Source organism: Streptomyces sp. NPDC012510, assembly GCF_042955065.1.
In the GTDB taxonomy this organism is placed as follows: domain Bacteria; phylum Actinomycetota; class Actinomycetes; order Streptomycetales; family Streptomycetaceae; genus Streptomyces.
This window is the reverse complement of the sequence record NZ_JBIBEN010000019.1, coordinates 140704-166778: the sequence shown is the minus strand read 5'-3', so window position 1 is coordinate 166778 and position 26075 is coordinate 140704. Positions and strand designations below refer to the sequence as shown.

Here is a 26075-nt window from a genome sequence, read left to right as displayed (position 1 = left end):
GTCCATCGAGGGCTCCTGGCTCATCGGGTGCCCCAGCGCAGGACGTCCTCGGCGAGGGGTGAGGGCAGACGGACGTAGCCGGCCTCGCGGTCGGCCTTGCGTTCCCAGCGGGTGAGCAGATTGGTCTTGGCGGGCAGCGGGACGCCGGCGAGCAGGGCGGCCAGGCGGGGCGGGCAGCCTTCCTGGTCCGCGTAGGCGCGGATGGTCGCGCGGACGGCCGCCCACAGGTCGGCCTCGGTGTCGGGGTGCAGGTCGGCGAGGGCGGCGAGCAGTTCGGCGACGTGGTTGACGAGGAGGCAGTACACGACACGGTCCCAGCCGCGCCGGGCGTCGTAAGACATGGGGCCGGCGACCTCGGGCGGGAGGGCGGCGAGGGTGTCGGCGTGGTGGTCGGGGACGAGCTTGGTGCCTTCCAGGTCACGGAAGAGGACCTGGGCGGGCATGCCGTCGGTGTCGACGCAGATGAGGACGTTCTGGAGGTGGGGTTCCAACACGAGGCCGTGGTCGAAGTAGGCGGAGAGCACCGGTGGCACGAGCAGCCGCAGATAGGCCTTCCACCAGGTCAGGGCGGCCTCGGGGCCCGCTCCGCCGAGGAGGCGGGAGATGTGGGCGGCGCTGGTCGGGTACTCGTCGGCGACGGCTGCCGCGAGCAGCGGGACGGTGCCGGGCAGCAGTCGCCGGGACAGGCCCTCGCGGACGATCACGCCGAAGCCCTCGAGGAGGGCCTGGTCGGGGGTGCCGTCGGGGCCGGGGACGGCGAGGCTGCGGTAGGCGGGTTCGCGGAGCATGGCGCTGCCGGGGAAGCGGGTCTCCAGGTCGGCGAGGGCCGGGGCAAGGAGGCGGGTGAGGGCAACGGCACCGGAGAGTTCGTAACTGGCGTTCTTGCGCAGGCAGTTGGTGATGCGGACGTTGAGGCTGAACTTCAGGAAGGAGTCACCGTCGAAGAGGGTGCGCACCGAGGCGGTGGCCGCGTACTCGTGTTCGCCGGGACCGAGGTCGAGGATGTCGCCACGGCCCAGCGCCTCGCGCAGCAGCGGGTGTTCGCGCAGCATCTCGTACTGCCACGGGTGGGTGGGCAGCAGGCGGTAGCCCTCGGGGACGTCGCCACGTTCGCGGTCGAGCACGGCGGTGGCACCCGGCTCGGCGCTCTCCTCGGCGATGAGGTGGTCGCGGACCGCGAGGTGGCGCAGCGGGAAGGAGGCGCCGGCCTCGGGGGCGTAGGACTGCCAGGCGTCGGCGTCGCCGGTGCGGGCCTTGGGGGTGGGGTGGAAGCGGTGGCCGAACAGCAGGGACTGCTCGGAGGCGAGGTACTCCGGGAGGCCGTGCGGCTCGGCCTCGCGCCCGGCGAGCGCGGTGGCGAGGGTGCGGTGGCTGGAGTCGATCTGCTGCAGGAACTCGTCGTTGCGCAGGCCGGTGCGCAGGGACAGTTCGTCGTGGGTGTACTCGGCGAGGCGGCGCCAGTCGAGTGCCGTCCACCCGGTGCCGGACTGCTTGTGGACGGGGCCGGTGAAGCGGTGGGCGCCCAGCAGGGACGTACGGCGCAGGGCGACGCGGAGCAGCAGGCCGCGGCGGGGCAGGCGCAGCAGCAGATGGCCGTCGATGACGGCGGTCTGGTGTTCGGGGCCGGACACCTCGCGCAGCAGGCAGTTGAGGAGGGTGTGGGCCACGGCGTCGTCGGCGGTGGGGAGGGTGGGCAGATGGGTGGTACCGAGCGAGTCGGTGAGCGGGGGCATTCAGTGGCTCCAGCGGGTACGCGGTCGTGGGGGAAGCAGGGTCGCGAAGACGGTGAGTGCGGCTACGCCGCCGCCTATCAGCACCGGCGCGGCGGGGCCGAAGCGGGCGCTGCCCACGGCGGCGGTCACCCCGGCGGCGACGGCGCCGGCCTTGGAGAAGAACTCCAGGGAGCCGAACATCCCGCCGGGGGCGCGTCCCCGGGCGCAGTCGGCGGCCAGGACCGACAGGCCGACCATGCCGAGGGTGAGGCCCGCGCCGAGCAGCAGCCGTACGGCGATGAGGGCGGGCAGGGTGTCGGCGACGCCGTGCCCGGCCAGGCCGAGGGCTATGAGGGCGAAGCCGGTGGCTATGCCGGGGCGGGGGCGGGTGCGTATCGACCGGTGCACGGTCATGGCCGACAGCAGGTAGCACAGGTGCGGCAGGGCGAACAACAGGCCGGAGAGTGCGGCGGAGGCGCCCGGGAGGCGGTCCTCGACGAGGGATATCAGGTAGGGGAAGGAGATGACCGTGGAGAACACGAAGGCGAACTCCAGCGCGTAGAGCCTGCGCAGCGCGGCTGCGGGGGCCACGTCGAGCGCCACGGTCTCCTCCCGCTCCGGCTCGGTGGTCTCGCGCGGTTCGGGCAGGGCTGCCAGGAGCAGGGCGGCGGCGAGCGGGAGGAGCGCGAGGAGGGCGTACTGGCGGTGCGGGGACATCCAGGGCGACAGCGCGCCGACCACGATCGGCGCGAAGACGAGGGCGGCCCGTGCGCTGCCCTGCATGAGGGTCAGCGCCTTCGACAGGTGCGGTCCCTCCAGAGCGGCGCCCAGATAGCCGTTGGAGGCCGCGAAGGTGCCGCCGAGGATGCCCTGCAGTACCAGCGCCAGCGTGAACATGGTGAGCGAGTCGGCCCAGCCGGCGATCAGGAAGGAGAGCGCGAGGCCCAACTGGGCCCGCAGCAGCAGCCGTTTGCGTCCGAAGCGGTCGGCGAGCCGGCCCCACAGGGGTGCCGCGATCGCGCTGAACACGGTGGGCACGACGTACAGCACTCCGGCCCAGCGGGCCGCGCGGTCGCCCAGCTCCGGCAGAATCTCGGTGAAGTACGGCGGCAGACCCAGCGCGGCGAACGACGCCACGAAGTAGCAGGCGGCCACGGCGTGCACCTGCCGGCGGCCGAAGGCGGGGCGCGACATGGCGAGCGCCTCGGTGGTCATGCCGAACCACCGTCCAGACGCAGGTAGTTGGGTCCTGTGGTGTAGTGCTTGTTGATGTCGGTGGCGCCCGACCGCTCCTTGCTGAGCAGGGTTCCGGCGGTGACCATGGCCTTCACCGGCAGCTCGGGCGCGTTCAGCACCCGCTCGCGCAGTACGGCTCCCGCGGCACCGCCGAGCCGGTCGACGGCCTCGGTGAGCCGGTCCCGGACGAGGCGCAGCAGCTCCGGCAGCGGGGCGCGGCCGTGCCGGGCGAGCCCGAACGCGTAGGCGCCGGCGCACAGATGGACCGTGATGGTGGTGAACACGTCGGCCACCGCCCGGTCGTCCGGGCCGAAGGTCCGCCCGTCGTCGAAGCCCCAGGTGCCGTCGCCGTCCCCTAGCCTGGCGGCCAGCCGGGCGCGGTTGACGCGCGGGCCGTCGTTGTCCTTCAGCAGCAGCCGGAGGTCGCCGGCGTCCGGGCCGAAGACCAGGGAGACGTTCTGCTGGTGCGACTCCAGTGCGATCCCGTAGCCGAAGAGCGTGGTCTGCCAGTCGAACAGCAGGGTGAGCACCGTGTCGAGCAGGGCGGTCACGTCACCGGCGTGGAAGCGGTCGGCGAGATGATCGACGACCAGTCCCCCGCCGGGTGCCTCGGCGAGCAGCGCGGCCATGGGGACGACGACCGCGTCGTCCAGATGCGTCGGGTAGCGGCGGCACAGTACGGCGAGCAGTTCGTGCCCGGCGTGCGCGTACACCGTCTCGTCGGCGTGCAGCACACGGCCCTGGAAGCGGGGCTCCCGCTCGATCACGGCCGCCAGCAGCCGCTGTCCGGCAGCGCCGTCGACGAGGGTGCCGGGCTTGATGGAGCGCTTGTTGCGCAGGCCCAACGTGGCGGTGGCGAGGGGAAGTTTGAGATGCAGCGACGGGGCCGCGGCGGGCGCGACCGTACGCATGGACAGGGTGGGCGTGACGGAGAGGTACGCCCGGTCGGCGAGCACGGCACGGTCCGCGAGTCCCGCCTCGCGCAGGGCCGCGTCGAGGGGTGCGCCCACGGTCAACGGGTGCACGGGCAGAGCGATATGGGTGTGGTCGAGGTCGGCGAGCCCGAGCCCCGACGGGGTGGGCCAGCCGTCCGGGAGTTCCCCGGCGACGGTGACCGACTCCCGGGGCAGAGCGAGCCAGTGGAGCGGGAAGTCCGGATGGAACTCGGGTGCGTGGCCGCGCAGTTGGTGATCGTCCAGGCCCGAGCGGCCTCGCGCGGTCGGGTAGACGGGGTGGTCGAGGCGGGCGGCCAGGGTCTCGTACGCCAGACCGCCGCGCAGTCCCGTCCAGTCGGCCAGGTCGGTGCCGTAGAGCTCGATGAGGCCGTCGGCCACCTCCTGCGCCGTCTCCTCGTGCAGCCGCATCGTGGCGAGCGTCTGGCGGCACTCCTCGGCGTAGGCGTCGAAACCGTCGCGGTCGACGGGCTCAGCCAGGGTGCGCAGCTCGGAGAGGACGCCATCGCAGGTGGTGAGGCGGGTGCCGGCCGACTCCCGTACGAGGAGTGGCAGTCGGGCGGTGTGCGTGTGCTGGAAGCCGTCCTCGGTGACGGGCAGCAGCAGGGCGTCGTCGTCCACTGGCAGGCGGAGCCAGGGGCCGTCCGGGAGCTCGACGAGGGTGGCACGGGTGCGCAGACCGACGACGTCCTCGCGGAGCAGGGCGCCGAGCACACGGGTGAGCAGCTCGGCCTCGGTGGGGTCCGTGGGCGTGGGCGTGGGCGTGGGGACGGTGGCGACGGTCGTCACGGCTGGATCTCCCAGCGCCGGGCGGCGAGGAACTCCGCCACCACCCGGTCGACGGTCTCCTGACCGGTGCCGGTGGCGCGGAGGACGCCGAGGTAGTCGCGGTTGGTCGAGTACAGCTCGTGCCGTTCACCGACGGTGCGGAGCGGACGGTACGTCAGGTGCACGCCATCGACGTGGAGTTCGGTCGCGGCGGGAGCGGCGACGAGGGTGCCCGCGCGGTCGGCGCAGGGGTATTCCAGACGGGCCGCGCCGTCGCGCCGCAGGTCCAGGTCTGCGGGCAGGGGCTCGCCGAGGTGGGTGCGGAGGATGTGCTCGAAGAGCGGGACGTCGAGGAGCTGGGCGAGCAGCAGGTCGCACTGGTCGCCGATGGCACGGTAGTTGACCTCGATGACGCGGGCCCGGCCGTCGTGCACCACGAACTCGGTGTGGCAGGCGCCGAATCCGACACCCAGCGCGTCCAGTTGGGTGAGGATCTGCGCGACGACCGGCTCGGGGTGGGCCGGGACGAAGGTCAGCCGCTCCTCGATGAAGTACGGCGGCGGGGACAGCTCGGTGTGGAAGCCTCCGAGGACGTGCCGGACACGGCCGTCGCCGAGGGTCTCCAGGGTGTACAGCTCGCCGGGCAGGTACTCCTCCACGACGAGGGTGGCGCCCGGGCGGCGGGCCAGGATCTCCTTGCCATGGGCCACGAGGGCGGCGGCGGTGTCGACCAGGACGACGTCCTCGCTGGCGACGCCTTCGCGGGGCTTGACGACACAGGGGTACGGGGCGTCGACGACGAGTGGGCCGGTGAGGTCGGCCGGTTCGGTGATCTCGGCGGACCAGACGGTGTCCACGCCGGCGGCGGCCAGATGGCGGCGCATCTCGCCCTTGTCCTTGGCGCGCAGGGCCGCCCGCCAGTCCTTGCCGGGGAGCCCGAAGTACTGGGCGGCGAGGGCGGCCTGGGTCTGGAGGTGGTCGCTGTTGGTGAAGACCGCGTCGGGCCGCAGGTGGGTGGAGATCCTGGTGACGACGGCACGGAAGTCGCGTACGTCGCACCGCAGGATCTCGATGTCGGGGTAGACGGCGTGGTGCGCGTCGGGCTGGTCGGTGAGGATCGTGACGTCCAGGCCGAGGCGGGCGGCGGCGGGCAGGAAGCCCTCGGTGACGGAGTCGGTCGGGTTCAGGGCGAGCAGGTACAGGCGCATGGGGTGGTCCACGGCTTCCGCTGGTGGGTGGGGGGTGGGCGGGGCGGGCCCGGCTCGTGGTGGGACCCGCCCCGGGTGCGGCGGGAGTTACGGCTTGGGCAGTTCGACGCCGGTGGCCTTGGCCACGTCGGCGAGCATCTCCTCGGCCGCCTGGACGCCGATGCCGGACATCCAGGTCTCGTCCGGGACCTCGAAGACCTTGTCACCCTTGACGGCGGGCAGGTCCTTCCAGACCGGGTTGGAGGTGACCTGCTTCTGCTGGGTCTTGTCCGGGGTGTCGGCGGTGGTGACGAAGATCAGGTCGGCGTCGGCCTGGTCGATCTCCTCCGGGCTGACGTCCTTCATGGTCACGGCCGGGTCGTCGGAGACCTGCGACTTCGGGCGCTGGAAGCCGATGTCGTCCAGGACGACGCCGCTGTAGGAGTTGGAGGCGTACAGACGGGTCGGGCCGGCGACGAAGCGGACCACGGAGACGGTGGGCAGGGCGCCGTCCTTCTCCTTGACGGCCGCGCCGAGCGCCTCGGCCCGCGTCTCGTACTCCTTCAGCTTGGCCGCGGCCTCGTCCTCCAGGCCCAGCGCCTCGGCGTGGACCTTGAGGTTCTCCTTCCACACACCGCCGGTGGTCTCGGTGAACACGGTCGGGGCGATGGCGCTGAGCTTGTCGTAGACCTTCTCGTGCCGGACCTTGGACGACAGGATCAGGTCGGGCTTGAGGGAGGCGATCTTCTCCAGGTTCGGCTCCAGCAGCGGGCCGACGTCCGTGGTGTTCTTGAGGTCGCCCTCCAGGTACGTGGGGAAGCCACCCTCGGTCTTGAAGTGCGGGGCGACCGCGCCGACGGGGTCGATACCGAGGAGGGTGACGTCGTCCAACTCGCCGGTGTCGAGGACGACGACCTTCTTCGGCTGCGACGGGATCTTGACGTCGCCCATCACGGTCTTGAGGGTGCGCGGGAAGGCGGCGCTGTCGGCGCCTGCCTGGGCGGTGTCGCCCTCCTTCGTGGCACCGCCGTCGCCGCAGGCGGCGAGCAGGCCCGTACCGAGGACGACGGCGAGCAGCGCGGCGCCGGGTCGGCCGAATCCGCGCAGGGGGGAACGCTTGAGCATGAGGACGGTCTTTCTCTCGACGTACGGGCGTACGGGTGTACGGATCTACGGGCGCACCGGCCGCGCCTCTGGGTCCCAGGGCGTGCCAGAGGTGAGGGGTGAGCGGTCAGGCGGGGGCGGGCGCGGTGGTGTGCCGTACCGCGCTGCCTTTCGGGACGACCAGCGGTGTGCCGGTCTCCGGGTCGGGGATGACCCGGCAGTCCACGTCGAACACGGACTTGACCAGCTCCGCGTCGAGCACCTCGGCCGGTGGACCGGCGGCGGCGAGGCTGCCGTCCTTCAGCACGACCATGTGGTCGGCGTAGCGGGCGGCCTGTCCGAGGTCGTGCAGCACCATCACCACGGTGCGGCCTGCCTCGGTGTGCAGGGCGGCGACCAGGTCGAGGACGTCGAGCTGGTGCCGCAGGTCGAGGAAGGTGGTGGGTTCGTCGAGCAGGAGCAGCTCGGTGTCCTGGGCCAACGCCAGGGCGATCCAGGCTCGTTGGCGTTGTCCGCCGGAGAGCCGGTCCACGGGCTGGTCCCGCAGCACGGCCGTACCGGTCCGCTCCAGTGCCTCGTCCACGGCCTTCTGGTCGGCGGCCGACCAGGGGCTCAGCAGCCGCTGGTGCGGGTACCGGCCGAGCCGTACGAGCGCCTCGACGGTGATCGCCTCCGGGGTGACCGGCTGCTGCGGCAGCAGGCCCATGCGCAGGGCCAGCGCGCGGGCGGACATGCGGTGGATGTCGGAGCCGTCGAGCGTGACCGTGCCGGCGGTGGGCGCGAGCAGTCGACTCAAGCCTCTCAACAGGGTCGACTTGCCGCAGGCGTTGGGCCCGACGATCGCGGTGACGGCCCCGCCGGGCAGCGTCAGGTCAAGTCCACCGACCACGCGCCGGTCGCCGTAGCGCAGGTCGAGGCCCTGCGTGGAGAGCTGGTTGGTGGGGGTCATGCGGGGCTCCTGGGGGCGGGCGGCGACGGGCGGGGGTGGTTTTCGGGTGCGGTTTTCGGGTGCGGGTCCGGTGAGGGCTGGTCGGGCAGTTCCCCGCGCCCCTGAGGAGCAGGGGCTACGTCCCGTGCTTTTCGGCCCGCGGGGCCGTCGCCCTTCAGGCCCGCAGGGGTCCGGTCTTTCAGGGGCGTGGGGAACTGCGCGATCAGCCCCCAGCCATCCGCACCCGCACCCGCACCCGACGACGCACCGCGGACATCTCCCACCGACCGCGCCCTCATGCCCCACTCCCCCGCACCGGGCTGCTCTGCCGGAACATCAGCACCAGCAGCCAGGGGGCGCCGAGGGTGGCGGTGGCGGCGCCGACCGGGAGGCCCTCGATGGGGAGGAGGTGCTGGACGACGAGGTCGGCGGCGAGCAGCAGGACGGCTCCGGTGAGGGCGGCCAGGACGAGGGTCGCGGCGGTCGGCGGGCCGGTGAGGAAGCGGACGATGTGGGGGACGGCGAGGGCGACGAAGGTGACCGGTCCCGCAAGGGCGGCCGCCAGCGAGGCCAGGGTGACGGCTACCAGGAGGAGTTGGAGTCGGGCGGCTGAGGTGTTGAGGCCGAGGGCGCCCGCCGAGTCGTCTCCGAGGTCGAGCACGGCCAGGCGTCGGTGGGTGACCAGCGCGGCGGCGAGGGCGAGCAGCACGGCAGCGCCCGCGCCCCAGACCTCCGTCCAGGTGCGGCCGTACACCGATCCGGTCACCCACTGCAGCGCCGAGCCCGCGAGTTCGGCCGGGAAGCGCACGATCATCAGGTTGACCGCGGCGGCGAGGCCCGCCTGGACGGCGAGGCCGGTGAGGACGAGCCGGGTGACGGGGAGCCCGGACCGCCAGGCGAACACGCCGAGCAGCAGGGCGGCCAGCATGCCGCCGGCCAGCGCGCCGACGGGGACGAGTAGTTGGGAGGCGCCGGCGGCCAGCAGCGCGACCGCGCCGAGCGAGGCGCCGCCCGTCACGCCCATCACGTCCGGGGAGGCGAGGGGGTTACGGAACAGCCGTTGCAGGACGCAGCCGGCCGCGCCCAGTCCGGCGCCGGCCACGAGGGCGGCGACGGCGCGCGGCGCGCGGAACTCCTGCACCACCAGCACGTCACCGGCGTCACCGAGCCCGACCAGGGCGCGGAGGGCGGTGGACGCGGGCAGATCCATCTCGCCCGTGGAGACGGAGACGGTGAGCAGCACGAGCAGGGCGAGAAGGCCGGTCGCACCGTACGCGAGGAGACGGCCACGGCCGGGTACGCGGCGCGTGTCCTGCCGTGCGACCGCCTTGTAGGTCAGCGTCATCGGGCGACCTTCCGGGCTAGCAGGGCCAGCAGGGGCGCGCCGAGGAACGCAGTGACGATGCCGACCTCCAGTTCTGCGGGGCGGATGACCAGACGGCCCAGGATGTCGGCCGTGAGTAGGAGCAGGGGGCCGACGATCAGACAGGCGGGGACCAGGAGTCGGTGGTCGCCGCCGAGGAGCGGGCGGACGAGATGGGGTGCGGCGAGCCCGATGAAGGCGACGGGGCCGGCCACCGCGACCGCCGATCCGGCGAGCAGGACGACCGCGATGCCGCCGGCGAGCCGGATGCGGGTGACCGGTACGCCGAGCGCCTGCGCCGAGTCGTCGCCCAGGGCGAGGGCGTTCAGGGCGGGTGTGACGGCCAGGGCGAGCAGCAGGCCGAGGACGAGGGTCGGCAGAACCGGCCACAGGGTGTCGAGCCCGCGTCCGGCGATGGAGCCGGCCAGCCAGAAGCGTGCCTCGTCGAGGGTGCGCTGGCTGGCCAGCATCACCGCCGACGTCCAGGACAGCAGCACGAGTTGGAGCACGGTGCCGCCGAGCGCGAGGCGCACGGGGTCGATGTCGCCGGAGCGGCGTGCCAGCGCCTGGGCGAGGACGGCGGCGCCGGCGGCCCCGGCGAAGGCGAACCACAGGTACTCGACGGGGTCGGTGAGCTTCAGCGCGAAGATGGCGACGACGACCGCGAAGCCGGCACCGGCGTTGATTCCCAGGGTGGTCGGCGAGGCGAGCGGGTTGCGGGTGACGCCCTGCGCCACGGCGCCGGCCACACCGAGCGCCGCGCCGACGGCGAGACCGATGACCGTGCGCGGTAGCCGAAGCCCCGTCACCACCAGCGCGTCGCGGCTCTGTCCGTTACCTGACAGCGCGTCAAGCACGGTGGACAGGGGCACGGAGCGGGCTCCGAGGGCGAGGCTCAGCGCGGCGCAGAGCGCCAGCGCGCCGATTCCGCCGAGGAACAGGGGCAAGTGCCTCAGGGCACGCGGGGGCGCGCCGATCGGCGCGGCCCGTTCGGTCGCAGTCACGAAACGTGAGCTTAGGTTAGGCATGCTTTAGCCTTCAACGGCCGTGAGTTCACTGTGACCCACGCCGCTTTTGATCAACTCGCAAGTAACTTCGCTGGTCATCAACGCGATTCACCGCTCCACACCCCGTATGGTCATCAACACGCGATCTTGCAGCTAAGGTAAGGCTTACCTCCTCCAGATATCAAACCTCTCACGCTTTGGAGTCACCGATGACCGTGGCATCCCTGGAGCACGTCCAGGCCGACACCGCCACACGTGTCCCGGAGCTCCTCGCCCCCTCCTACCGCCGCCTGGACGCCCTGTGCGAGGCGCTGTCCGTGCGCGTCACGGAGCGCGGCCGATCGGTCGCCCGGACACCGTCGGCCGGCCGTGCGCTCGCAGGCCAAGTGCCCGCACGGACGGTGGACTTGATGAGTGGCCCGGAGCAGATGGAGGCCTTCGTCGAAGCGGAGGCCTTCCGCATCCAGGACCGCTACGACCACACCGCGCCCCGCCACGTCGCCGCCTCCCGCGCCCTGCACGACTACGCCTGGTCGGTCGGCCTGCTGATGAGCGGAGTCTGGTACCTGGAGCGCCGGGTGCCCCGTATCGCCCCCGGAGACATACGGGTCGACCTCGTGTCGGGCACGTTCGAGATCACCCCCGGTGACGACCTCGTCTGTCTGCCGGAGGACCAGGCGGCAGCCCTGCCCGGGGTGCGTACGGTCGCCCACCAGGAGGCCCTGCGGGCCGAGTTGAGGGCCGCCGTCGCGGACCACATGGGCCCGGTGCTGGAGGCGATCGGCCCGTATGCGCGTCGGGGTTCGCGCGCGCTGTGGGGCCTGGTCTCCGACGACCTGGTCTCCGGGCTCTGGTACCTGGGCCGCGCGCAGGGCGACGAGGCCGCCGGCGTACGGGCGGCCTCCGAGGTCCTGCCCTCCCCCCACGCCCCCTTTCCCGGCGGCGCCGACTTCCGCTTCCTGCGCACGAGCGACGGCCGCGAGCACCCGACCCGCACCCGTAAGGGGTGCTGCCTTTACTACACGATCCGCCCGGCCGAGGCCTGCTCCACCTGCCCCCGTACCTGCGAGGCCGAAAGACTGCGCCGCCTGGAGGGTTGACCGCCGTCCGGCGCCCCGCTTCGACGAAGTTGCTGAAGCCGCCGTTGCGCCGGGCGGTGCCGCTGACGGCGTCGTTGATCCGCTCCAGCGGATACACCTGGTGTTCGAGCGGGCTGAGGCCGAGCAGCCCGGCCGCGACCAGGTCGGCCATGCCCTGTCCCTCTCCGGAGGTGAACCACGCGGAGCCGATCAGCCTGAGCTGCTGGTCCATCATGCGGTGGACGTCGCCGGGGACGTTCCCGGCGACGGCACCGATGTTGACCGCGACGCCACCGCGCGCCATGGCCCGCATGCCCGCATGCCCACGCGGAACGTCTTCGTGCGGGACGCCGGGACCGAGCGCGTCGATGCAGATGTCCGCGCCGTGGCCCCTGGTCTCGGCGCGGACCCGTGCGTCGAGCGGGCCGTCGTCGAGAGGTGCAGGCGCAAGCGGCCGCAGCGCCCTATGTGCGCGCCGGCGGCGGCCGGGCGCCCCCCCGTTCGTCGCGACGGTCGTGCTGACCTGTCTGGCCATGTCCTCGCGGGGGCTGGTCGCCGCCAACGCCACGGCCCTCGCCACCGCACGCGCCCTGCACGCGCCCTGCACGCGGTGGGCACACAGCGGGCACGCTGCAGTTGGGCCTGGCCGCGCTCGTCGCCCCGCTCGTGGGCCTGGGCGGCGAGGACACCGCGCTGCCCATGGCCGCGGCCGTGATCGCCTCCGCGTGTGTGGCGTGCCTGGGCGGTCTGCTGCTCTCCCGCGACGACCTTGACCCGCGCGGCGACGCCCCGGCCGAAACTTTCGACCCGTCACCGAGCCGCTGGGCGATTGACGTGCCTCGCCGCAGATAGCAACACTCTTCGACGGGTTTCCCACAGGAAGCGTCAAAAGCTAACGGCTCTGGAGGTCGGCTTGCAGGAGTACGCCGGTTACGTCTTCGTCTACTTCACCGGCGAGGGCAGCCCGGACGGCGAGCGGGTCCGGTTCGCGCTCAGCAGGGGCAACGACCCCTTGCGTTGGCGCGAGCTCAACGGCGGTGCGCCGGTGCTCACTTCGGACCTCGGCACGCGGGGTCTTCGCGATCCGTTCCTCGTCCGCGCTCCGGAGGGCGACCGGTACTACCTGATCGCCACCGACCTCAGGATGCACGGCGAGCCGGACGGCGACTGGGATCAGGTGCAGCGCACCGGCAGCACCTCGCTGATGGTGTGGGAGAGCACCGACCTGGTGCACTGGACCGACCGCCGACTGGTGCGCGTGGCCCCCGACACCGCCGGCAACGTCTGGGCGCCCGAGGCCTGCCACGACGCCGACCTCGGCGAGTACGTCGTCTTCTGGGCCTCCAAGGTGTACGCCGAGGACGACCCGGACCACACCGCCGACACCCACGACAGGATGCTGTACGCGACCACCCGCGACTTCCGCGTGTTCAGCGAGCCCCGCCTCTGGAACGACCCCGGCCACTCGGTCATCGACTCCACCGTCGTGCGGCACGGCGACACCTACTACCGCTTCACCAAGGACGAACGGGGCAACTCCCCCGCCGTTCCCGGCGGCAAGTTCATCACCGTGGAGAAGTCGGCCGAACTGTGCGCCCCCTCGTACGACTTCGTGGCCGACCGGATCGGGCAGGGGGCGATCGAGCAGGGCGAGGGGCCGATCGTCTTCAGGTCGAACACGGAGGACCACAAGTGGTACCTCTTCGTCGACGAGTTCAGCGGGCGGGGTTATGTCCCCTTCGAGACCACCGATCTCGACTCCGGCACGTGGACACGGTGCGAGGCCTACGCCCTGCCGCCGGGCGCCCGGCACGGTTCGGTGCTCCCGGTGACGCGGGCCGAGTACGACCGGCTCCTCGCCTCGTTCGCGCCGAAGGCGTCCGTCGTCGATGCCACCGTCCCCGACGGCCTGAAGGCGTACGCGGTCGTCGACGACACCGCCTCGAAGGTCGTCCTGCCTCTGCATCCCGGCACCGAACTCGACGGTCTCGCCCCGGAGTTCGGCCTGTCCTCGGACGCCCGGATCGACCCGCCCTCCGGCACTCCGCGCGACTTCCGCACCCCCCGGCCCTACACCGTCACGACGCCCGACGGTACCGGTCGCACCTGGATCGTCGAGGCCGTGCACATGCGCAGCCCTCTGTTGCCGGGACTGCACGCCGACCCCAACATCCAGGAGTTCCATGGTCGTTACTACGTCTATCCGACGACGGACGGCTTCGAGGGCTGGGGCGGGACGCGGTTCGAGGTGTACTCGTCCGACGACCTGGTGACCTGGGAGAACCACGGGGTGGTCCTCGACCTGGAGTCGGACGTGAGCTGGGCGGACCGCTACGCCTGGGCCCCGGCGGCCGGGGAACGCGACGGGTCCTACTACTTCTACTTCTGCGCCGAGCAGCAGATCGGTGTGGCGGTCGCGGACAGTCCGACGGGCCCCTTCCGGGACGCCCTGGGCCGTCCCCTCGTCGCACGGGGCGACTACGAGGGCCAGATGATCGACCCGGCCGTCTTCCGGGACGACGACGGCACGACCTATCTCTACTGGGGCAACTGCGAGGCGTACGGGGTGCCTCTCAACGAGGACATGGTGTCGTTCGACCCGGCGCGGGTACGGCGTTTCACTCCGGGCGACTTCCGGGAGGGCGCGTTCGTCCTCAAGCGACAGGGCGTCTACTACTTCATGTGGTCGGAGGACGACACCCGCAGCGAGGACTACCGGGTGGCGTACGCGACCGGCCCGTCCCCGCTCGGCCCGTGGACCGAGCGGGGGGTCGTCCTGCGGAAGCGGCCGGAGTACGGGATCCTCGCCACCGGCCATCACACGGTCGTGAACGTCCCCGGTACCGACGACTGGTTCATCTGTTACCACCGCTTCGCGATCCCGGGCCCCGGCACTCCGCGCGGTGACGGCATGCGTCGCGAGTCCACCCTGGACCGGTTGGTGTTCGCGGCGGACGGCTCGATCGAGGAGGTCGTACCGACACTGGAGTCCATCGACCCGGTCTGAGACCCACCGATGGTCAGTCCAGCGTGACACCGGCGGCGACCGGCAGATGGTCGCTGCCGGTGGCGGGCAGGGTGCGGATGTGGGCGACGGTCGCCGAGCGGGCCATGACCTGGTCGATCCGGGCCAGCGGGAAGGCGGCGGGGAAGCTGAGGGCGAAGCCCCGCTCCGCCACGTTCATCCGTGAGGTGAGCGGACGCAACCCACGGTCGTCCACGGTGCCGTTGAGGTCACCCAGCAGGATCACCGGATCGCGCCGCTCGGCGGCTACGGCCTCGCCCAGCAGGCCCGCGCTCTCGTCACGCCACTGGGACGCGAGACCGCCCGCCCCGACGCGGACCGAGGGCAGATGCGCGACGTACACGGCGATCTCACCGTACGGCGCGCGGACCACGGCCCGCAGTCCGCGGCTCCAGTCCGTGGTGATCCCGCGCGGTCTGATGTCCAGTAGCCGGGCCTCGGTCAGCGGATACCGCGACCAGAGTCCGACGGTGCCCCGGACCGCGTGGTACGGGTAGGCCGGGGAGAGGGTCCTCTCGTAGACCGGCAGCGCCGTGGGCACCAACTCCTCCAGCGCGATGAGATCGGGCCCGGCGTCGGCCAGGGCGTGAGCCGTGCCCGCCGGATCGGTGTTCTCGTCGCTGACGTTGTGCTGCACCACCACCAGGTCGTACGCGCTCGCCCCGGGGCCGGGCAGGAGCAGCCCGCCGAAGAGGTGCGTCCAGGCCGCCACCGGCAGGAGGAGAGCCAGCAGCGCGAGGGCCGAACGGCGCACGAGTCCCACACCGAGCAGGACCACGACCACCAGGCCGAGCCAGGGCAGGAACGTCTCCAGCAGACTGCCCAGGCGTCCCACGGAGTTGGGGACCGCCCGGTGGAACGCCAGCAGCCCGGCCGTCAGGACCGCCAGGGCGGCGGCCACCCGTCCCGACGCCCCGACCGGGCTGGTCGGCTTCACCGGGTCACGGCCTCTGCCACCACCGTCGCCAGGGTCTCGCGGGCGTACCGGGCGAAGGCGCGTGCCCGGTGGGTGGGTGTGACGGTAGCGGCGTGGGCGATGACGACGTGGATCTCCTCCGGCGAGCGGACCGTCGTGCAGGTGAGGCCAGCCTCGGCGCCCGTGGCGTAGCCGGTGGCGTACAGGAAGACGAGGTCGCAGGCTCCGTCGAGAAGGCCTCGCCGGATCGCCTCCTGGGAGCCGTCGACGAACCGCAGGTCGACGGCGGGGTGGAGGCGGGTGAAGCCGTCGGCCAGGGGCGGGATCAGGAACGGGGAGAGCGTGGCGCAGCAGCCGATCGTGAGCCGGCCGGCGAGCTGTCCTCGCTCCGCCCTGGCGCTGGTGCTGCGGTCCTCGGTGAGGGCCGGCACCGCGTGGGCGTGTTCCAGGACGCGGGTTCCGGCCTCGGTGAGGAAGACGCCCTTGGCCCGTCGCCGTACCGGCAACTGCGCCCCGAGCCGGCGTTCCGGATCGGTGATCGCGGCGCAGAGGGCCGCCCGGGAGGCGTGGCAGTGCACGGCGGAAGCGCTCATGGAGCCCGTGTTCGCCACGGCCAGGAAGTACTCCAGCTGTCCGAGCGAGAAATCAGCGGTCATGGCCGTCCCTCAGTCGTGCGGTGCCTGCCCGCTGACCCTGTGGTCCGCGTGGCTCAGTGCCTCCACGACCAGGCGTCGCAGATGGCCGTCGCTGAGGCTGTAGTAGATGTGGCGGCCCTTCCTGCGGGTGTCGACGAGGCCGGCGAGGCGCAGCTTGGCGAGGTGCTGGCTGACCGCCGTCCGGGAGGCCTCACAGCGTTCGGCCAGCGAACCGACGTCCGACTCGCCCTCGGCGAGCAGCCACAGCAGATGCAGCCGGGTGACGTCCGAGAGCATCGCGAAGACGCCGGTCGCCTCGGCGAGCCGTGCGCTGTCGGGGGCGCGCAGATGCGCACCGGCTGCAGGTGACACGGCGTGGCGTTCAGGCATGGGTCCAGCCTAGAGCCATGGGCCGCGGGCCAGGGCGGGGCAGACGCTCGGCTTGGCCATCATGTGCGCAGATGCGCACATGATGGCTACACTCGTCCGTATGCTCGCCGTCCTGCGCCACCGCACCTACCGGCACCTCTTCACCGCCCAGGTCATCGCCCTGGTGGGCACGGGGCTCGCGACCGTGGCGCTCGGGCTGCTGGCGTACGACCTAGCGGGCGCCGACGCCGGTTCGGTGCTGGGTACCGCACTCGGGATCAAGATGGTGGCGTACGTCGTGATAGCCCCGGCCGTCGGGGCGGTCGCCGACCGGCTGCCACGTCGGGCGCTCATGGTGGCGGCGGACCTGGTGCGCGCCGGGGTCGCCGTGTTCCTGCCGTTCGTCGGCGAGGTCTGGCAGGTGTACGTGCTGGTCTTCCTCCTGCAGTCCGCCTCGGCCGTGTTCACCCCGACGTTCCAGGCCGTCATCCCCGACGTCCTGCCAGACGAACGCCGGTACACGCGGGCGCTGTCGATGTCGCGGCTCGCCTACGACCTGGAGAGCCTGTTCTCCCCCGCGCTCGCGGCGGCGCTGTTGTCCGTGGTCACCTACGACTGGCTCTTCACCGGCACGGTGCTCGGCTTCCTCGCGTCGGCCGCGCTGGTGGTGTCCGCCGCGCTGCCCGTTCGGACCGCCCGTCCGAAGGCACCCGACGGTGGCCGTGTCGCCCGCACGGGCATCCCCCTCTTCCTCGCCGTCCCCCGGCTGCGGGCCCTGCTCGCCCTGAACCTCGCGGTCGCGGCGGCCGGCGCGATGGTGACGGTCAACTCCGTGGTCTACGTCCGCGATGTACTGGGGCTGTCGGAGGGGGCCGTGGCGCTGGCGCTCGGGGCGTACGGGGCCGGGTCGATGGTCGTGGCCCTGGTGCTGCCGCGTGTCCTGGACCGGGTGCCGGACCGGGCGGTGATGCTGCCGGGCGCCCTGTCGCTGGGTGTCGTCTTCGCCGGGCTCGGGGTCGTCACGGAAGTGTCGGGCGGGAGTTGGCGGCTGCCCGCGCTGCTCGTCGTCTGGGCCGCGTTCGGTGCCGCGTGCTCGGCGGTGCTCACCCCGGCGGGACGGCTCGTCCGCCGCTCGGTGCCGCCCGGGGAGCGCACGGCCGCGTTCGCCGCGCAGTTCTCCCTCTCGCACGGCTGCTGGCTGCTCACTTATCCTCTGGCCGGGTGGCTGGGGGCGGCCGCCGGACTCGACTGGACGGTCCTCGCCCTGGGTTCGATCGCCTCGGCCGCCGCGCTGCTGGCCGTACGGCTGTGGCCGGCGTCGCCCCCCATGGCCCACGTGCACGCGGACCTGCCCGTCGGGCACCCGCATCTGGTCGGCGCCCGGCGCGTAAGGGCGGGCTGGCGGCACAGCCACGGCCGGCTCGCGGACGGTCTGCACGCCGGAACGTAGGCGGAACCGGCACCGGGGGCGGGACCCGGAACGGAACCCGCGCCAGGCGTCGGCGGGCACGCGGGGCGCCCACCCGCGGATCTCGCACCCTGGGTGCCACCCGTGTGGCACGCTGAGTGCCGCCGTGATGTCACACGCTGAGCGCCGCCCGTACGGTCTGCTCGGCGCCCGTGCCGCCGTCGCCCGACGAGGTGACCCGGCCCGCTTCGAGCACGTAGTACCGCTCGGCCGCGCGCATGGCGAAGCCCACGTGCTGTTCGACGAGGAGGACACCGAGACCGCCTCGGCGGGTCAGGGCGAGGATGGTCTCCTCGATCTCGGCGACGACGGAGGGCTGGATGCCCTCGGTCGGCTCGTCGAGGAGGAGGAGCCTGGGGCGGGTGATCAAGGCGCGGGCGATGGCGAGTTGCTGGCGCTGGCCCCCGGAGAGAAGGCCGGCACGGCGGCCGGACAGCTCCCGCAGGACGGGGAACAGGTCAAGCGCCTCGGCGACGGCCTCCCTGCCGTCCGCACGGCCGTCGGCTACCAGCCGCAGGTTCTCGGCAGTGGTGAGGTGCGGGAAGGACTGCTGGCCCTGGGGCACGTACGCCATGCCCCTGGCCACCCGCTGGTGCGGGGCGAGGTGGGTGATGTCCTCGCCGTCCAGCAGCACGGTCCCGCTCCTCGGCTTGAGCAGGCCCATCGTGGCGCGCAGGAGGGTGCTCTTGCCGGCGCCGTTGTGGCCGAGGACGGCTCCGACGCCGTCCTTCGGAACGGAGACGGTCACACCGTGCAGCACGGTCGTCCGGTCGTAGCCGGCGTGAAGGGAGTCGATCTCCAGCATGGCGTCAGGCCTCCTCGGCGACGGGGACGGGAGCGGCGAGCGGTGCGGCGGCGGGCTCCGGTTCCGACGCGCGGCCCAGGTAGACCTCCTGGACCTTGGGGTCCGCCTGGACCTCGGTGACGGAGCCCTCGCTGAGGACCTTGCCGGCGTGCAGGACGGTGACACTGCGGGCGAAGGAGCGCATGAAGTCCATGTCGTGTTCGATGACGACGACGGTGTGGTCCTCGCTGACGCGTCGCAACAGCTCGCCGGTGGCCTCGCGTTCGTCGTGGCTCATCCCGGCGACCGGCTCGTCGAGCAGCAGCAGCCGTACGTCCTGGACGAGCAGCATGCCGATCTCCAGCCACTGCTTCTGGCCATGGGCGAGCACACCCGCCGGACGGTCCCGCAGCGCCGTCAGACCGGTGGTCTCCAGCGCCCGGGTCACCGCCTCCGGCACCCCCTTGCGGCGCCGGAGCAGTGTCAGCGGGCCGCGTGCGGCGCCCGCCGCGATGTCGAGGTTCTGCAGGACGGTCAGTTCCTCGAAGACGGTGGCCGTCTGGAACGTACGGCCGATGCCCCGGCGGGCGATCCGGTGCACCGGCTTGCCGATGAGTTCCTCACCGCCGAAGCGGACCGACCCGGTGGACCTGACCAGTCCGGTCACCGCGTCGACGAGTGTGGTCTTGCCGGCGCCGTTCGGTCCGATGAGGAAGCGCAGATCGCCGGGGCGGATGTCGAGGTCCACGCCGTCGACGGCCTTGAAGCCGTCGAACGTCACCCGCAGGTCGCGGACCGTCAGTCCCTCGCCGCTCATGCCGTTCCTCCTGTCGGGGCCGAGGCCTGGTTCTGGGCCGGGGCCTGGTTCGTGGTCGTGGCCCCGGTCCTGGGCGTGCGGCGCCCGCGCACCACGCTCGCCAGGGACGCGAGGCCGCCGGGCAGGAAGCCGACCGCCAGCACGAACAGCAGGCCTTGGAGATAGGTCCATGCGGCGGGGAAGGCGTCGGAGAGGGTGCTCTGCGCCCAGGCCACGGCGACGGCGCCGAGGACCGCGCCCACCAAGGAGGCCCGGCCGCCGACGGCCGCGCCGATGACGAAGCCGATGGACGGGACGATGCCGATCAGCGCCGGGGAGATGATGCCGACCGCCGGGACGAACAGAGCGCCCGCGAGGCCCGCCATGCCGGCGGCGACTACGTACGCGACGAGCTTGACGTTGGCCGGGTCGTAGCCGAGGAAGCGGACCCGCTCCTCGGAGTCCCGTACGGCGACCAGGAGTTCGCCGTAGCGGCTGACGAACAGCTGACGGGCGGCGGCCATCAGCAGCAGGAGCACCACGGCGATGATGAAGTACACCATGCGCTGGTTGACCGGGTCGTTGAGGTCGTAGCCGAAGAAGCCCTGGATGTCGGTGAGGCCGTTGGTGCCGCCCGTGGTGGCCTGCTGGCCGACGAGCCAGATGGCGAGGGCGGCGGCCAGTGCCTGGCTGAGGATCGCGAAGTAGGCGCCCTTGACCCGGCGACGGAAGACGAAGAAGCCGAGCAGCGCGGCGACCGCCATCGGGAGCAGGACGGTCATCGCCAGGGCGAAGACCGGGTTGGCGAAGGGCTGCCACCACCAGGGCAGGGTGTCCCCGGTGCCGTACAGCTGCATGAAGTCGGGCAGTGTCTGGCCGGTGGCGGCGGCGTCGGCGAGCTTGAGGTGCATGGCCATGGCGTAGCCGCCGAGGCCGAAGAAGACGCCCTGGCCGAGGACGAGCAGCCCGCCGCGGCCCCAGGCGAGGCTCACGCCGACCGCCACGATCGCGTAACACAGGTACTTGGCGAGGAGGTTGAGCCGGAAGTCGGAGAGGGCGAGCGGGGCAACGCCGACGAGGAGGACGGCGGCGAGGAGGAAGGCGCCGGGCACGCGGAAGCGTTCCAGGAGGGAGGCCGGCGGCTCGGCCACGGGAGCCGTCTTCTCGGGGATGGGTGTGGTCGTCGTCATGCCAGACTCCGGGTGCGCAGTGTGTAGAGGCCCTGGGGTCGCCACTGCAGGAAGGCGACGATCGCCACGAGCACGATGACCTTGGCGACGCTGACCGTCGTCGAGTACTCCAACACGGACTGCAGGACGCCGAGGGCGAAGGCGGTGATGACACTGCCCTTGAGCTGGGCGACGCCACCGACGACCACGACCAGGAAGGCGTCGACGATGTAGTTGGTGCCCATCGTCGGGCCGATCGGGCCGACCAGGGTGAGTGCGACACCGGCCACGCCGGCGAGGCCCGAGCCGATGAAGAACGTCGTACGGTCCACGCGCTCGGTGGCGATGCCGGACACCTCGGCGAGGTCGCGGTTCTGTACGACGGCCCGGATGCGGCGGCCGAGCGGGGTCAGCCGCAGGATCAGGGTGAGGCCGAGGACGCACAGCAGGGCGAGGCCCAGGATGAACAGCCGGTTGTTCGCGAAGGTGATACCGCCTACCGAGATGTTGCCCGTCAGCAGCTCGGGGGCGCGGGTCTGGACGTTGGGGGCGCCGAAGATGTCACGGGCGAGCTGCTGGAGCATCAGGGAGACGCCCCAGGTGACCAGCAGGGTGTCCAGGGGGCGGGTGTAGAGGCGGCGGATGAGCAGCCATTCGAGCAGGGCGCCCATGGTGCCGGCGACGAGGAAGGCCAGCGGCAGGGCGAGGAGCAGGGAGACACCGGCGCCGCTGATCGACTCCTGCAGCACGTAGGTGGTGTAGGCGCCGGCCATGATGAACTCGCCGTGCGCCATGTTGATCACGCCCATCTGCCCGAAGGTCAGGGTCAGACCGAGAGCGATGAGCAGGAGGACGGCACCGATGCTGATGCCGGTGAAGGACTGGTTGAGGATGACCGTCATGGAGCGGCTCCGGGTCGGGGGTACGAGGTTCCTTGGCGGGTGCGGGTCGGTGGGGGGTTGCTCGCGCAGTTCCCCGCGCCCCTGAAAGGTCAGGCCTTTTGCGCTCCTGAAAGATCAGGCCGCGCACCCCTGAAAGATCCGGCCCTGCGGGCCTGAAGGACGACGGCCTGCGGGCCGAAAAGCACGGGGCGCAGCCTCTGATTTCAGGGGCGCGGGGAACTGTGCGAGCAACCCCACTCACCGTCAGATTCAGGACAGCCCGGCGGCCCAGTCGTACCCCTTCAGATACGGGTCCGGCTCGATCGGCTTGCCGGAGTTCCAGACCTCCTCGATCAGGCCCTCCGACCCGATCCTGCCGATGCGGGCGGTCTTGTAGACGTGCTGGGTGGCGCCGTCGACCGTCACCTTGCCCTCGGGGGCGTCGAGTTCGATGCCGTCCGCCGCCTTCTTCACCTTCGCCACGTCGAACGAGCCGGCCTTCTCGACCATCTCCTTCCACAGGTACACGGATATGTAGGCGGCCTCCATCGGGTCGCTGGTCGGCTTGTCCTTGCCGTACGCCGCCTGGTAGGCCGCCACGAACTTGGTGTTGGCCGCGCCCGGGGTGGTCTGGTAGTAGTTCCAGGCGGTCAACTGGCCCTCCAGGTACTGGGTGCCGATGCTCTTGACCTCCTCCTCGGCGATGGACACCGAGAGCACCGGCAGGCTCTTGGCGGTCAGCCCGGCGGACTTGTACTCCTTGAAGAAGGCCACGTTGCTGTCGCCGTTGAGAGTGTTGAACACGGCGTCCGCGCCCGCGTCCTTGACCTTGTTGACGATGGTGCTGAACTCGGTGGAGCCGAGCGGGGCGTAGTCCTCGCCGACCACCTTCATGCCCTGGGCCTCCGCGTAGGCCTTGATGATCTTGTTTGCGGTGCGCGGGAAGACGTAGTCGCTGCCCACCAGGTACAGACGTGTCAGGCCCTGCTTCTTGAGGTAGTCGAGGGCGGGCACGATCTGCTGGTTGGTGGTGGCTCCGACGTAGAAGATGTACGGGGACTGCTCCAGGCCCTCGTACTGCACGGGGTAGAAGAGAAGCGACTTGTAGCGCTCGAAGACCGGCTTGACAGCCTTGCGGCTGGCGGAGGTCCAGCAGCCGAACGTGGCGACCACCTTGTCGTCGGTGATCAGGGCCTCCGCCTTCTCGGCGAAGGTCGGCCAGTCGGAGGCGCCGTCCTGGCTGATGGGCTTCAGCTTCTTGCCGAGGACGCCACCTGCGGCGTTGATCTCCTTCACCGCGAGCAGCAGCGCGTTGTGGACGGTGACCTCGCTGATGGCCATGGTGCCCGAGAGCGAGTTCAGCAGACCGACCTTGACGGTGTCGCCGGAGGTGTCCGCCTGGGCGCCGGAGGACGGCGTGGCGCTGCCGGTCTTGGCGCCGCACGCGCTGAGGGCGGCGGTCGCGCCGACCGCCGAAGCGCCCGCGAGGAGACCGCGTCTGCTGATACTGAACCCGGACATGCAATACCTCCTTGCCCACGAAGGGCGTTGCGAAGGGGAGCGGAAGTGCGTCCACAGCCTGCGAGCGAAGTGTTTCCCTCGTGTTTCGGGGCAATTGAAGAACAGTTTCCAGGGGAAGTATTTTTCGAGGTCACAGAAGATTTATTACTTCCTGTGGAAAGGTTGTTCCCGGCTTCGCCGTCAGGGGCGCCCTGTTCGCGGGTAGGCTCGGGGCATCCCCGTGGCAGGGGCGTGGGAACGCGAGTTGAGGAGAGCGATGGCGAGGCGGCCCCAGGAACTGCTCCATCTGCTGACCCGTGCCGAGCGTCTGTCCGTGCGCCGAGTCCAGTCCGTGCTGGACGGGTTCGACTGCTCCGTGGAGACATGGCGGGTCCTGGATCTGCTCTCCGACGGGCAGGGCCACAACATGACGGCCCTCGCCGAGCACGCCTTCCTCCCGGCGCCGAGCCTGACCAAGCTGATCGACCAACTCGTCGACCAGAACCTGGTGTTCCGTCGCGTCGACCCCACCGACCGGCGCCGCGTCCTCGCCCACCTCACCCCACGGGGCATGGAGCGCCGGCAGCTGCTCGCCCGTGAGGTACGGGCGGACTGGGCCGAGCTGGAGCCCCTGTCCAGCGAGGAGGACGTCAAGCGGCTGGAAGTCCTGCTGGACCGGCTGGCCCGGGCCCTGGAGGGCCGCAACGACGACGGCCGGGGCGGAATCAGCGCAGGTCGTACGGAGCGCGCAGCTGGGCGAGCACGTTGAAGTCGTGACCGTCGGCCCGCGCCAGGTAGATGCGCTGGCGCACATGCCGGCCGTCCAGGCGCAGCAGGCCGCGCGGCCCCTCGTACGAGACGCGGTCGGCGGCCGCCCCGATCGCGGCCACGTCCAGCGCGCGTGCCCGCTCGATGAGCGCGGCGAGCAGCAGGACGCCCTCGTAGCAGGACTCGCCGAGACTCCCCGGGACCGGCGCCTCCAGGCCGAAGCGGGCGGCGTACTGGCCGTGGAAGTCCAGGGTGTTCTGATCGGCGAGCGAGGCGAAGAAACCGGCCGTGCTGTAGAGGTCGAGGGTGGCCTCTGGACCGCTGCCCAGCAGCATGTTCTCGTCCATCAGCGTGCTCAGCCGCAGACACCGCCGGTCGAGCCCGGAGGCGGCGAAGGCGCGGTTGAAGCGGACCGCGTCACTGCCGACCAGGAGCATCAGCACCCCGTCGGCGTCGGCCCGCTCGATGCGTCGCAGGACGTCCTCGAAGTGTTCGGTGCCGAGCGGCAGATACGCCTCGCCGCAGACCCGGCCCCGGGACTCGCGCGCGTACCCGCGAGCCGCGCGGGCGGTGTGCCGGGGCCACACGTAGTTGTTGCCGACGACGAACCAGCGGCGCACTCCCCGTGACTCGGCGAGCAGACGCATCGCGGGCAGCAACTGCCAGGAGGGCGTCTCGCTCGTCATGAAGACACCCTGCGTGCGCTCACCGCCCTCGTACAGGGCCGTGTACACATACGGCACCCGGTGGGCGATGCGCGGCGCCACCGCCTGCCGCACCGAGGAGATGTGCCAGCCGGTGACCCCCTGCACCACGCCCGAGGCGACCAGGGCCTCGACGTGTTCCGCGACCCGCCGGGGACCGGCCCCGCCGTCGACCTCGATCAGCCGCAGCTCCCTGCCCAGCACTCCCCCGGCCTTGTTGACCTCCTCGGCGGCCAGCCGTGCGCACGCCCCGCAGGCGGGTCCGAAGATCCCGGCGGGGCCCTGCATGGGAAAGACGAGCGCGACGTTCAGGGTGGAGTCGTCGGCCGTGAACCACTCGGGGGTGTGCAGGCGCGGCGGTGGCCGGTTCATGGCCTCATGATGGCGTGATCGTCATCGGCGCCCCAGGCCGGGCCCAGGATTCGAGACCGATTCGCAGGGAGGGTCGGTGCGGCGGCTGGTCGTCGCACCGCTGGAGGCGGGCGGCTGGTACTCGTAGCGAAGTGGCTGGGCACGGTTCAGCCTGTCGTCCACTTCTCCTCGATCCGTCCGAACCGCCACACCAGCAGGGCGACCGCCCAGGTGACGAAGAACAGGCCGACGACGACATAGCCGACGATGTTGAGGTCGAGACCGGAGACCCGGTCCCAGAACGCGCCGTGCAGGTGCGCCCTGTCGGCGATGAGACCGAGCAGTTCGACCGTGCCGATGAGGAAGGCGACGGCCACCGAGAGGCCGGTGATGGTGAGGTTGTAGTAGACCTTGCGGACCGGCCTGGAGAACGCCCAGTCGTACGCGAAGTGCATGAACGAGCCGTCGATCGTGTCGAGGAGTGACATGCCGGCCGCGAACAGGACCGGTAGGCACAGGATCGCGTACCAGGGCAGCCCGGAGGCCGCGCCCGAGCCGGCCAGCACGAGCAGCGCCACCTCCGTCGCCGTGTCGAAGCCGAGACCGAAGAGCAGGCCGATCGGGTACATCTGCCAGGACTTGGTGAGGGACTTCATCAGCCGGCCGAGGAGCCGGTTCATGAAGCCCCGGCTGTTCAGGTGCTCCTCCAGCGCGGCCTCGTCGAAGGCGCCCGAGCGCATCTCACGGAAGACCTTCCAGATCCCCACCAGGATCACCAGGTTGACGATCGCGATGACGTACAGGAAGGCCCCGGAGACCGTGGTGCCGATCCAGCCGGTGATGTCGTGCAGGCCGGAGCCGTCGTCGCGCACCGGCCCGGCGAGTGTCTTGACACCGAGGGTGAGCAGGAAGGTCAGGACGAACACGATGGACGAGTGGCCGAGGGAGAACCAGTAACCGACCGACAGCGGGCGCTGCCCCTCACCCATGAGCTTGCGGGTGGTGTTGTCGATGGCGGCGATGTGGTCGGCGTCGAAGGCGTGGCGCATGCCCAGGGTGTAGGCGGTGACCCCCATGCCGATGCCGAAGGTCTTGCTGCCGACGCTGTAGTGCTCCGGGGCGACGATCACCACCAGGGTGAACCAGCCGATGACATGCAGCGCCAGGATGGAGGCGGCCATCCCGCCGAGGCTCGTCCACTCCTTGCGCGTCATGGAGGCGCGGACACGACGCCAGGAGAAGCCGCCCGGCTCGGGGGTGGCGGTCGGGCGGGCGGTGTCGGGAACGGTGGCCATGCGGCGTGTGCCTCACTTGGTGTGCAGCGCGGGTCGTCGAGTCCCTTCAGCCTTGTGCGACATCTTGGCAGCTGCAA

General features: G+C 71.5%; 23 protein-coding genes. 5 read left to right on the top strand and 18 right to left on the bottom strand.

Annotation, left to right across the window (positions count from 1 at the left end; genetic code table 11):
- Positions 1-20 precede the first annotated feature (20 nt).
- The 8 genes from ACFY9I_RS30925 to ACFY9I_RS30890 form a co-directional block, all read right to left on the bottom strand.
- Positions 21-1733 carry an IucA/IucC family protein gene (locus tag ACFY9I_RS30925; RefSeq protein WP_391007547.1) on the bottom strand — a complete coding sequence of 571 codons (1713 nt, stop codon included), beginning with the start codon at positions 1731-1733 and terminating at the stop codon, positions 21-23.
- The gene (locus tag ACFY9I_RS30920; RefSeq protein ID WP_391007546.1) at positions 1734-2927 is read right to left on the bottom strand and encodes an MFS transporter; all 1194 of its coding nucleotides are present in this window, start codon (positions 2925-2927) and stop codon (positions 1734-1736) included.
- Entirely contained in the window at positions 2924-4690 is a 1767-nt protein-coding gene (locus ACFY9I_RS30915) for an IucA/IucC family protein (RefSeq protein WP_391007544.1), read from the bottom strand. Before ACFY9I_RS30915 ends, ACFY9I_RS30920 begins: the two co-directional genes overlap by 4 nt.
- Positions 4687-5877, bottom strand: coding sequence for an ATP-grasp domain-containing protein (locus ACFY9I_RS30910; RefSeq protein ID WP_391007542.1), 1191 nt, complete (start codon positions 5875-5877; stop codon positions 4687-4689). Before ACFY9I_RS30910 ends, ACFY9I_RS30915 begins: the two co-directional genes overlap by 4 nt.
- An 87-nt stretch (positions 5878-5964) precedes the next feature.
- Positions 5965-6981, bottom strand: coding sequence for an ABC transporter substrate-binding protein (locus ACFY9I_RS30905; RefSeq protein WP_391007540.1), 1017 nt, complete (start codon positions 6979-6981; stop codon positions 5965-5967).
- A 106-nt stretch (positions 6982-7087) separates the two neighbouring features.
- Positions 7088-7909 carry an ATP-binding cassette domain-containing protein gene (locus tag ACFY9I_RS30900; RefSeq protein WP_391007538.1) on the bottom strand — a complete coding sequence of 274 codons (822 nt, stop codon included), beginning with the start codon at positions 7907-7909 and terminating at the stop codon, positions 7088-7090.
- Between the two features lie 274 nt (positions 7910-8183).
- The gene (locus tag ACFY9I_RS30895; RefSeq protein WP_391007536.1) at positions 8184-9233 is read right to left on the bottom strand and encodes an iron chelate uptake ABC transporter family permease subunit; all 1050 of its coding nucleotides are present in this window, start codon (positions 9231-9233) and stop codon (positions 8184-8186) included.
- Positions 9230-10279, bottom strand: a complete 1050-nt coding sequence (locus tag ACFY9I_RS30890; RefSeq protein ID WP_391007534.1) for an iron chelate uptake ABC transporter family permease subunit — start codon at positions 10277-10279, stop codon at positions 9230-9232. The genes ACFY9I_RS30895 and ACFY9I_RS30890 overlap by 4 nt, the downstream gene beginning before the upstream one ends.
- Before the next feature lie 188 nt (positions 10280-10467).
- On the opposite strand from ACFY9I_RS30890, the gene ACFY9I_RS30885 reads away from it, so the two are divergent.
- The 3 genes from ACFY9I_RS30885 to ACFY9I_RS30875 all read left to right on the top strand — a co-directional run bounded on the left by ACFY9I_RS30885 (position 10468) and on the right by ACFY9I_RS30875 (position 14344).
- Positions 10468-11358, top strand: coding sequence for a (2Fe-2S)-binding protein (locus tag ACFY9I_RS30885; protein WP_391007533.1), 891 nt, complete (start codon positions 10468-10470; stop codon positions 11356-11358).
- A gap of 615 nt (positions 11359-11973) precedes the next feature.
- Positions 11974-12189 carry a hypothetical protein gene (locus ACFY9I_RS30880; protein WP_391007531.1) on the top strand — a complete coding sequence of 72 codons (216 nt, stop codon included), beginning with the start codon at positions 11974-11976 and terminating at the stop codon, positions 12187-12189.
- 61 nt (positions 12190-12250) lie between these two features.
- Positions 12251-14344: a family 43 glycosylhydrolase gene (locus tag ACFY9I_RS30875; protein WP_391007529.1), complete on the top strand. Its 2094-nt coding sequence runs from the start codon at positions 12251-12253 to the stop codon at positions 14342-14344.
- Between the two features lie 13 nt (positions 14345-14357).
- Here the strand turns inward: ACFY9I_RS30875 and ACFY9I_RS30870 are convergent, their stop codons facing one another.
- Genes ACFY9I_RS30870 through ACFY9I_RS30860 form a run of 3 tightly spaced genes read right to left on the bottom strand, consistent with a single transcriptional unit; the run spans position 14358 to position 16303 of the window.
- A complete protein-coding gene (locus ACFY9I_RS30870; RefSeq protein ID WP_391007528.1) occupies positions 14358-15299 on the bottom strand; it encodes an endonuclease/exonuclease/phosphatase family protein in 942 nt (313 codons plus the stop codon).
- Positions 15296-15934, bottom strand: coding sequence for a LysR substrate-binding domain-containing protein (locus tag ACFY9I_RS30865; RefSeq protein ID WP_391007526.1), 639 nt, complete (start codon positions 15932-15934; stop codon positions 15296-15298). The genes ACFY9I_RS30870 and ACFY9I_RS30865 overlap by 4 nt, the downstream gene beginning before the upstream one ends.
- A 9-nt stretch (positions 15935-15943) precedes the next feature.
- Positions 15944-16303, bottom strand: coding sequence for a metalloregulator ArsR/SmtB family transcription factor (locus ACFY9I_RS30860; protein WP_391007525.1), 360 nt, complete (start codon positions 16301-16303; stop codon positions 15944-15946).
- Positions 16304-16403: 100 nt separating this feature from the next.
- Between ACFY9I_RS30860 and ACFY9I_RS30855 the strand changes: the two genes are divergently transcribed.
- Positions 16404-17732, top strand: a complete 1329-nt coding sequence (locus tag ACFY9I_RS30855) for an MFS transporter (protein ID WP_391007523.1) — start codon at positions 16404-16406, stop codon at positions 17730-17732.
- A 130-nt stretch (positions 17733-17862) separates the two neighbouring features.
- On the opposite strand, the gene urtE is transcribed toward ACFY9I_RS30855, so the two are convergent.
- The 5 genes from urtE to urtA all read right to left on the bottom strand — a co-directional run bounded on the left by urtE (position 17863) and on the right by urtA (position 22901).
- On the bottom strand, positions 17863-18555 hold the full coding sequence (urtE, locus tag ACFY9I_RS30850) for an urea ABC transporter ATP-binding subunit UrtE (protein WP_391007522.1): 693 nt from the start codon (positions 18553-18555) through the stop codon (positions 17863-17865).
- Positions 18556-18559: 4 nt separating this feature from the next.
- Entirely contained in the window at positions 18560-19351 is a 792-nt protein-coding gene (gene urtD / locus ACFY9I_RS30845; protein WP_391007520.1) for an urea ABC transporter ATP-binding protein UrtD, read from the bottom strand.
- Positions 19348-20520 (bottom strand): urea ABC transporter permease subunit UrtC, encoded by a 1173-nt coding sequence (gene urtC / locus ACFY9I_RS30840; protein ID WP_391007518.1) that lies wholly within the window; start codon positions 20518-20520, stop codon positions 19348-19350. Before urtC ends, urtD begins: the two co-directional genes overlap by 4 nt.
- The gene (urtB, locus tag ACFY9I_RS30835) at positions 20517-21401 is read right to left on the bottom strand and encodes an urea ABC transporter permease subunit UrtB (RefSeq protein ID WP_391007516.1); all 885 of its coding nucleotides are present in this window, start codon (positions 21399-21401) and stop codon (positions 20517-20519) included. Before urtB ends, urtC begins: the two co-directional genes overlap by 4 nt.
- Positions 21402-21650: 249 nt before the next feature.
- A complete protein-coding gene (gene urtA / locus ACFY9I_RS30830) occupies positions 21651-22901 on the bottom strand; it encodes an urea ABC transporter substrate-binding protein (RefSeq protein WP_391007515.1) in 1251 nt (416 codons plus the stop codon).
- Positions 22902-23157: 256 nt separating this feature from the next.
- Between urtA and ACFY9I_RS30825 the strand changes: the two genes are divergently transcribed.
- Positions 23158-23649 carry a MarR family transcriptional regulator gene (locus ACFY9I_RS30825; RefSeq protein ID WP_391007513.1) on the top strand — a complete coding sequence of 164 codons (492 nt, stop codon included), beginning with the start codon at positions 23158-23160 and terminating at the stop codon, positions 23647-23649.
- On the opposite strand, the gene ACFY9I_RS30820 is transcribed toward ACFY9I_RS30825, so the two are convergent.
- Both ACFY9I_RS30820 and ACFY9I_RS30815 read right to left on the bottom strand, forming a co-directional pair.
- A complete protein-coding gene (locus ACFY9I_RS30820; RefSeq protein ID WP_391007511.1) occupies positions 23606-24724 on the bottom strand; it encodes an ABC transporter substrate-binding protein in 1119 nt (372 codons plus the stop codon). The two genes, ACFY9I_RS30825 and ACFY9I_RS30820, sit on opposite strands and share 44 nt — an antisense overlap.
- Positions 24725-24870: 146 nt before the next feature.
- Positions 24871-25998, bottom strand: coding sequence for a HoxN/HupN/NixA family nickel/cobalt transporter (locus ACFY9I_RS30815; protein ID WP_391007509.1), 1128 nt, complete (start codon positions 25996-25998; stop codon positions 24871-24873).
- Between the last annotated feature and the right edge of the window lie 77 nt (positions 25999-26075).

Coding starts and splice junctions, on each gene's coding strand:
- ACFY9I_RS30925 (WP_391007547.1), bottom strand. CDS start 1,733: ATGCCCCCGCTCACCGACTCGCTCGGTACCACCCATCTGCCCACCCTC.
- ACFY9I_RS30920 (WP_391007546.1), bottom strand. CDS start 2,927: ATGACCACCGAGGCGCTCGCCATGTCGCGCCCCGCCTTCGGCCGCCGG.
- ACFY9I_RS30910 (WP_391007542.1), bottom strand. CDS start 5,877: ATGCGCCTGTACCTGCTCGCCCTGAACCCGACCGACTCCGTCACCGAG.
- ACFY9I_RS30905 (WP_391007540.1), bottom strand. CDS start 6,981: ATGCTCAAGCGTTCCCCCCTGCGCGGATTCGGCCGACCCGGCGCCGCG.
- ACFY9I_RS30900 (WP_391007538.1), bottom strand. CDS start 7,909: ATGACCCCCACCAACCAGCTCTCCACGCAGGGCCTCGACCTGCGCTAC.
- ACFY9I_RS30895 (WP_391007536.1), bottom strand. CDS start 9,233: ATGACGCTGACCTACAAGGCGGTCGCACGGCAGGACACGCGCCGCGTA.
- ACFY9I_RS30890 (WP_391007534.1), bottom strand. CDS start 10,279: ATGCCTAACCTAAGCTCACGTTTCGTGACTGCGACCGAACGGGCCGCG.
- ACFY9I_RS30885 (WP_391007533.1), top strand. CDS start 10,468: ATGACCGTGGCATCCCTGGAGCACGTCCAGGCCGACACCGCCACACGT.
- ACFY9I_RS30865 (WP_391007526.1), bottom strand. CDS start 15,934: ATGACCGCTGATTTCTCGCTCGGACAGCTGGAGTACTTCCTGGCCGTG.
- ACFY9I_RS30860 (WP_391007525.1), bottom strand. CDS start 16,303: ATGCCTGAACGCCACGCCGTGTCACCTGCAGCCGGTGCGCATCTGCGC.
- ACFY9I_RS30855 (WP_391007523.1), top strand. CDS start 16,404: ATGCTCGCCGTCCTGCGCCACCGCACCTACCGGCACCTCTTCACCGCC.
- urtE (WP_391007522.1), bottom strand. CDS start 18,555: ATGCTGGAGATCGACTCCCTTCACGCCGGCTACGACCGGACGACCGTG.
- urtD (WP_391007520.1), bottom strand. CDS start 19,351: ATGAGCGGCGAGGGACTGACGGTCCGCGACCTGCGGGTGACGTTCGAC.
- urtC (WP_391007518.1), bottom strand. CDS start 20,520: ATGACGACGACCACACCCATCCCCGAGAAGACGGCTCCCGTGGCCGAG.
- urtB (WP_391007516.1), bottom strand. CDS start 21,401: ATGACGGTCATCCTCAACCAGTCCTTCACCGGCATCAGCATCGGTGCC.
- urtA (WP_391007515.1), bottom strand. CDS start 22,901: ATGTCCGGGTTCAGTATCAGCAGACGCGGTCTCCTCGCGGGCGCTTCG.
- ACFY9I_RS30825 (WP_391007513.1), top strand. CDS start 23,158: ATGGCGAGGCGGCCCCAGGAACTGCTCCATCTGCTGACCCGTGCCGAG.
- ACFY9I_RS30820 (WP_391007511.1), bottom strand. CDS start 24,724: ATGAACCGGCCACCGCCGCGCCTGCACACCCCCGAGTGGTTCACGGCC.
- ACFY9I_RS30815 (WP_391007509.1), bottom strand. CDS start 25,998: ATGGCCACCGTTCCCGACACCGCCCGCCCGACCGCCACCCCCGAGCCG.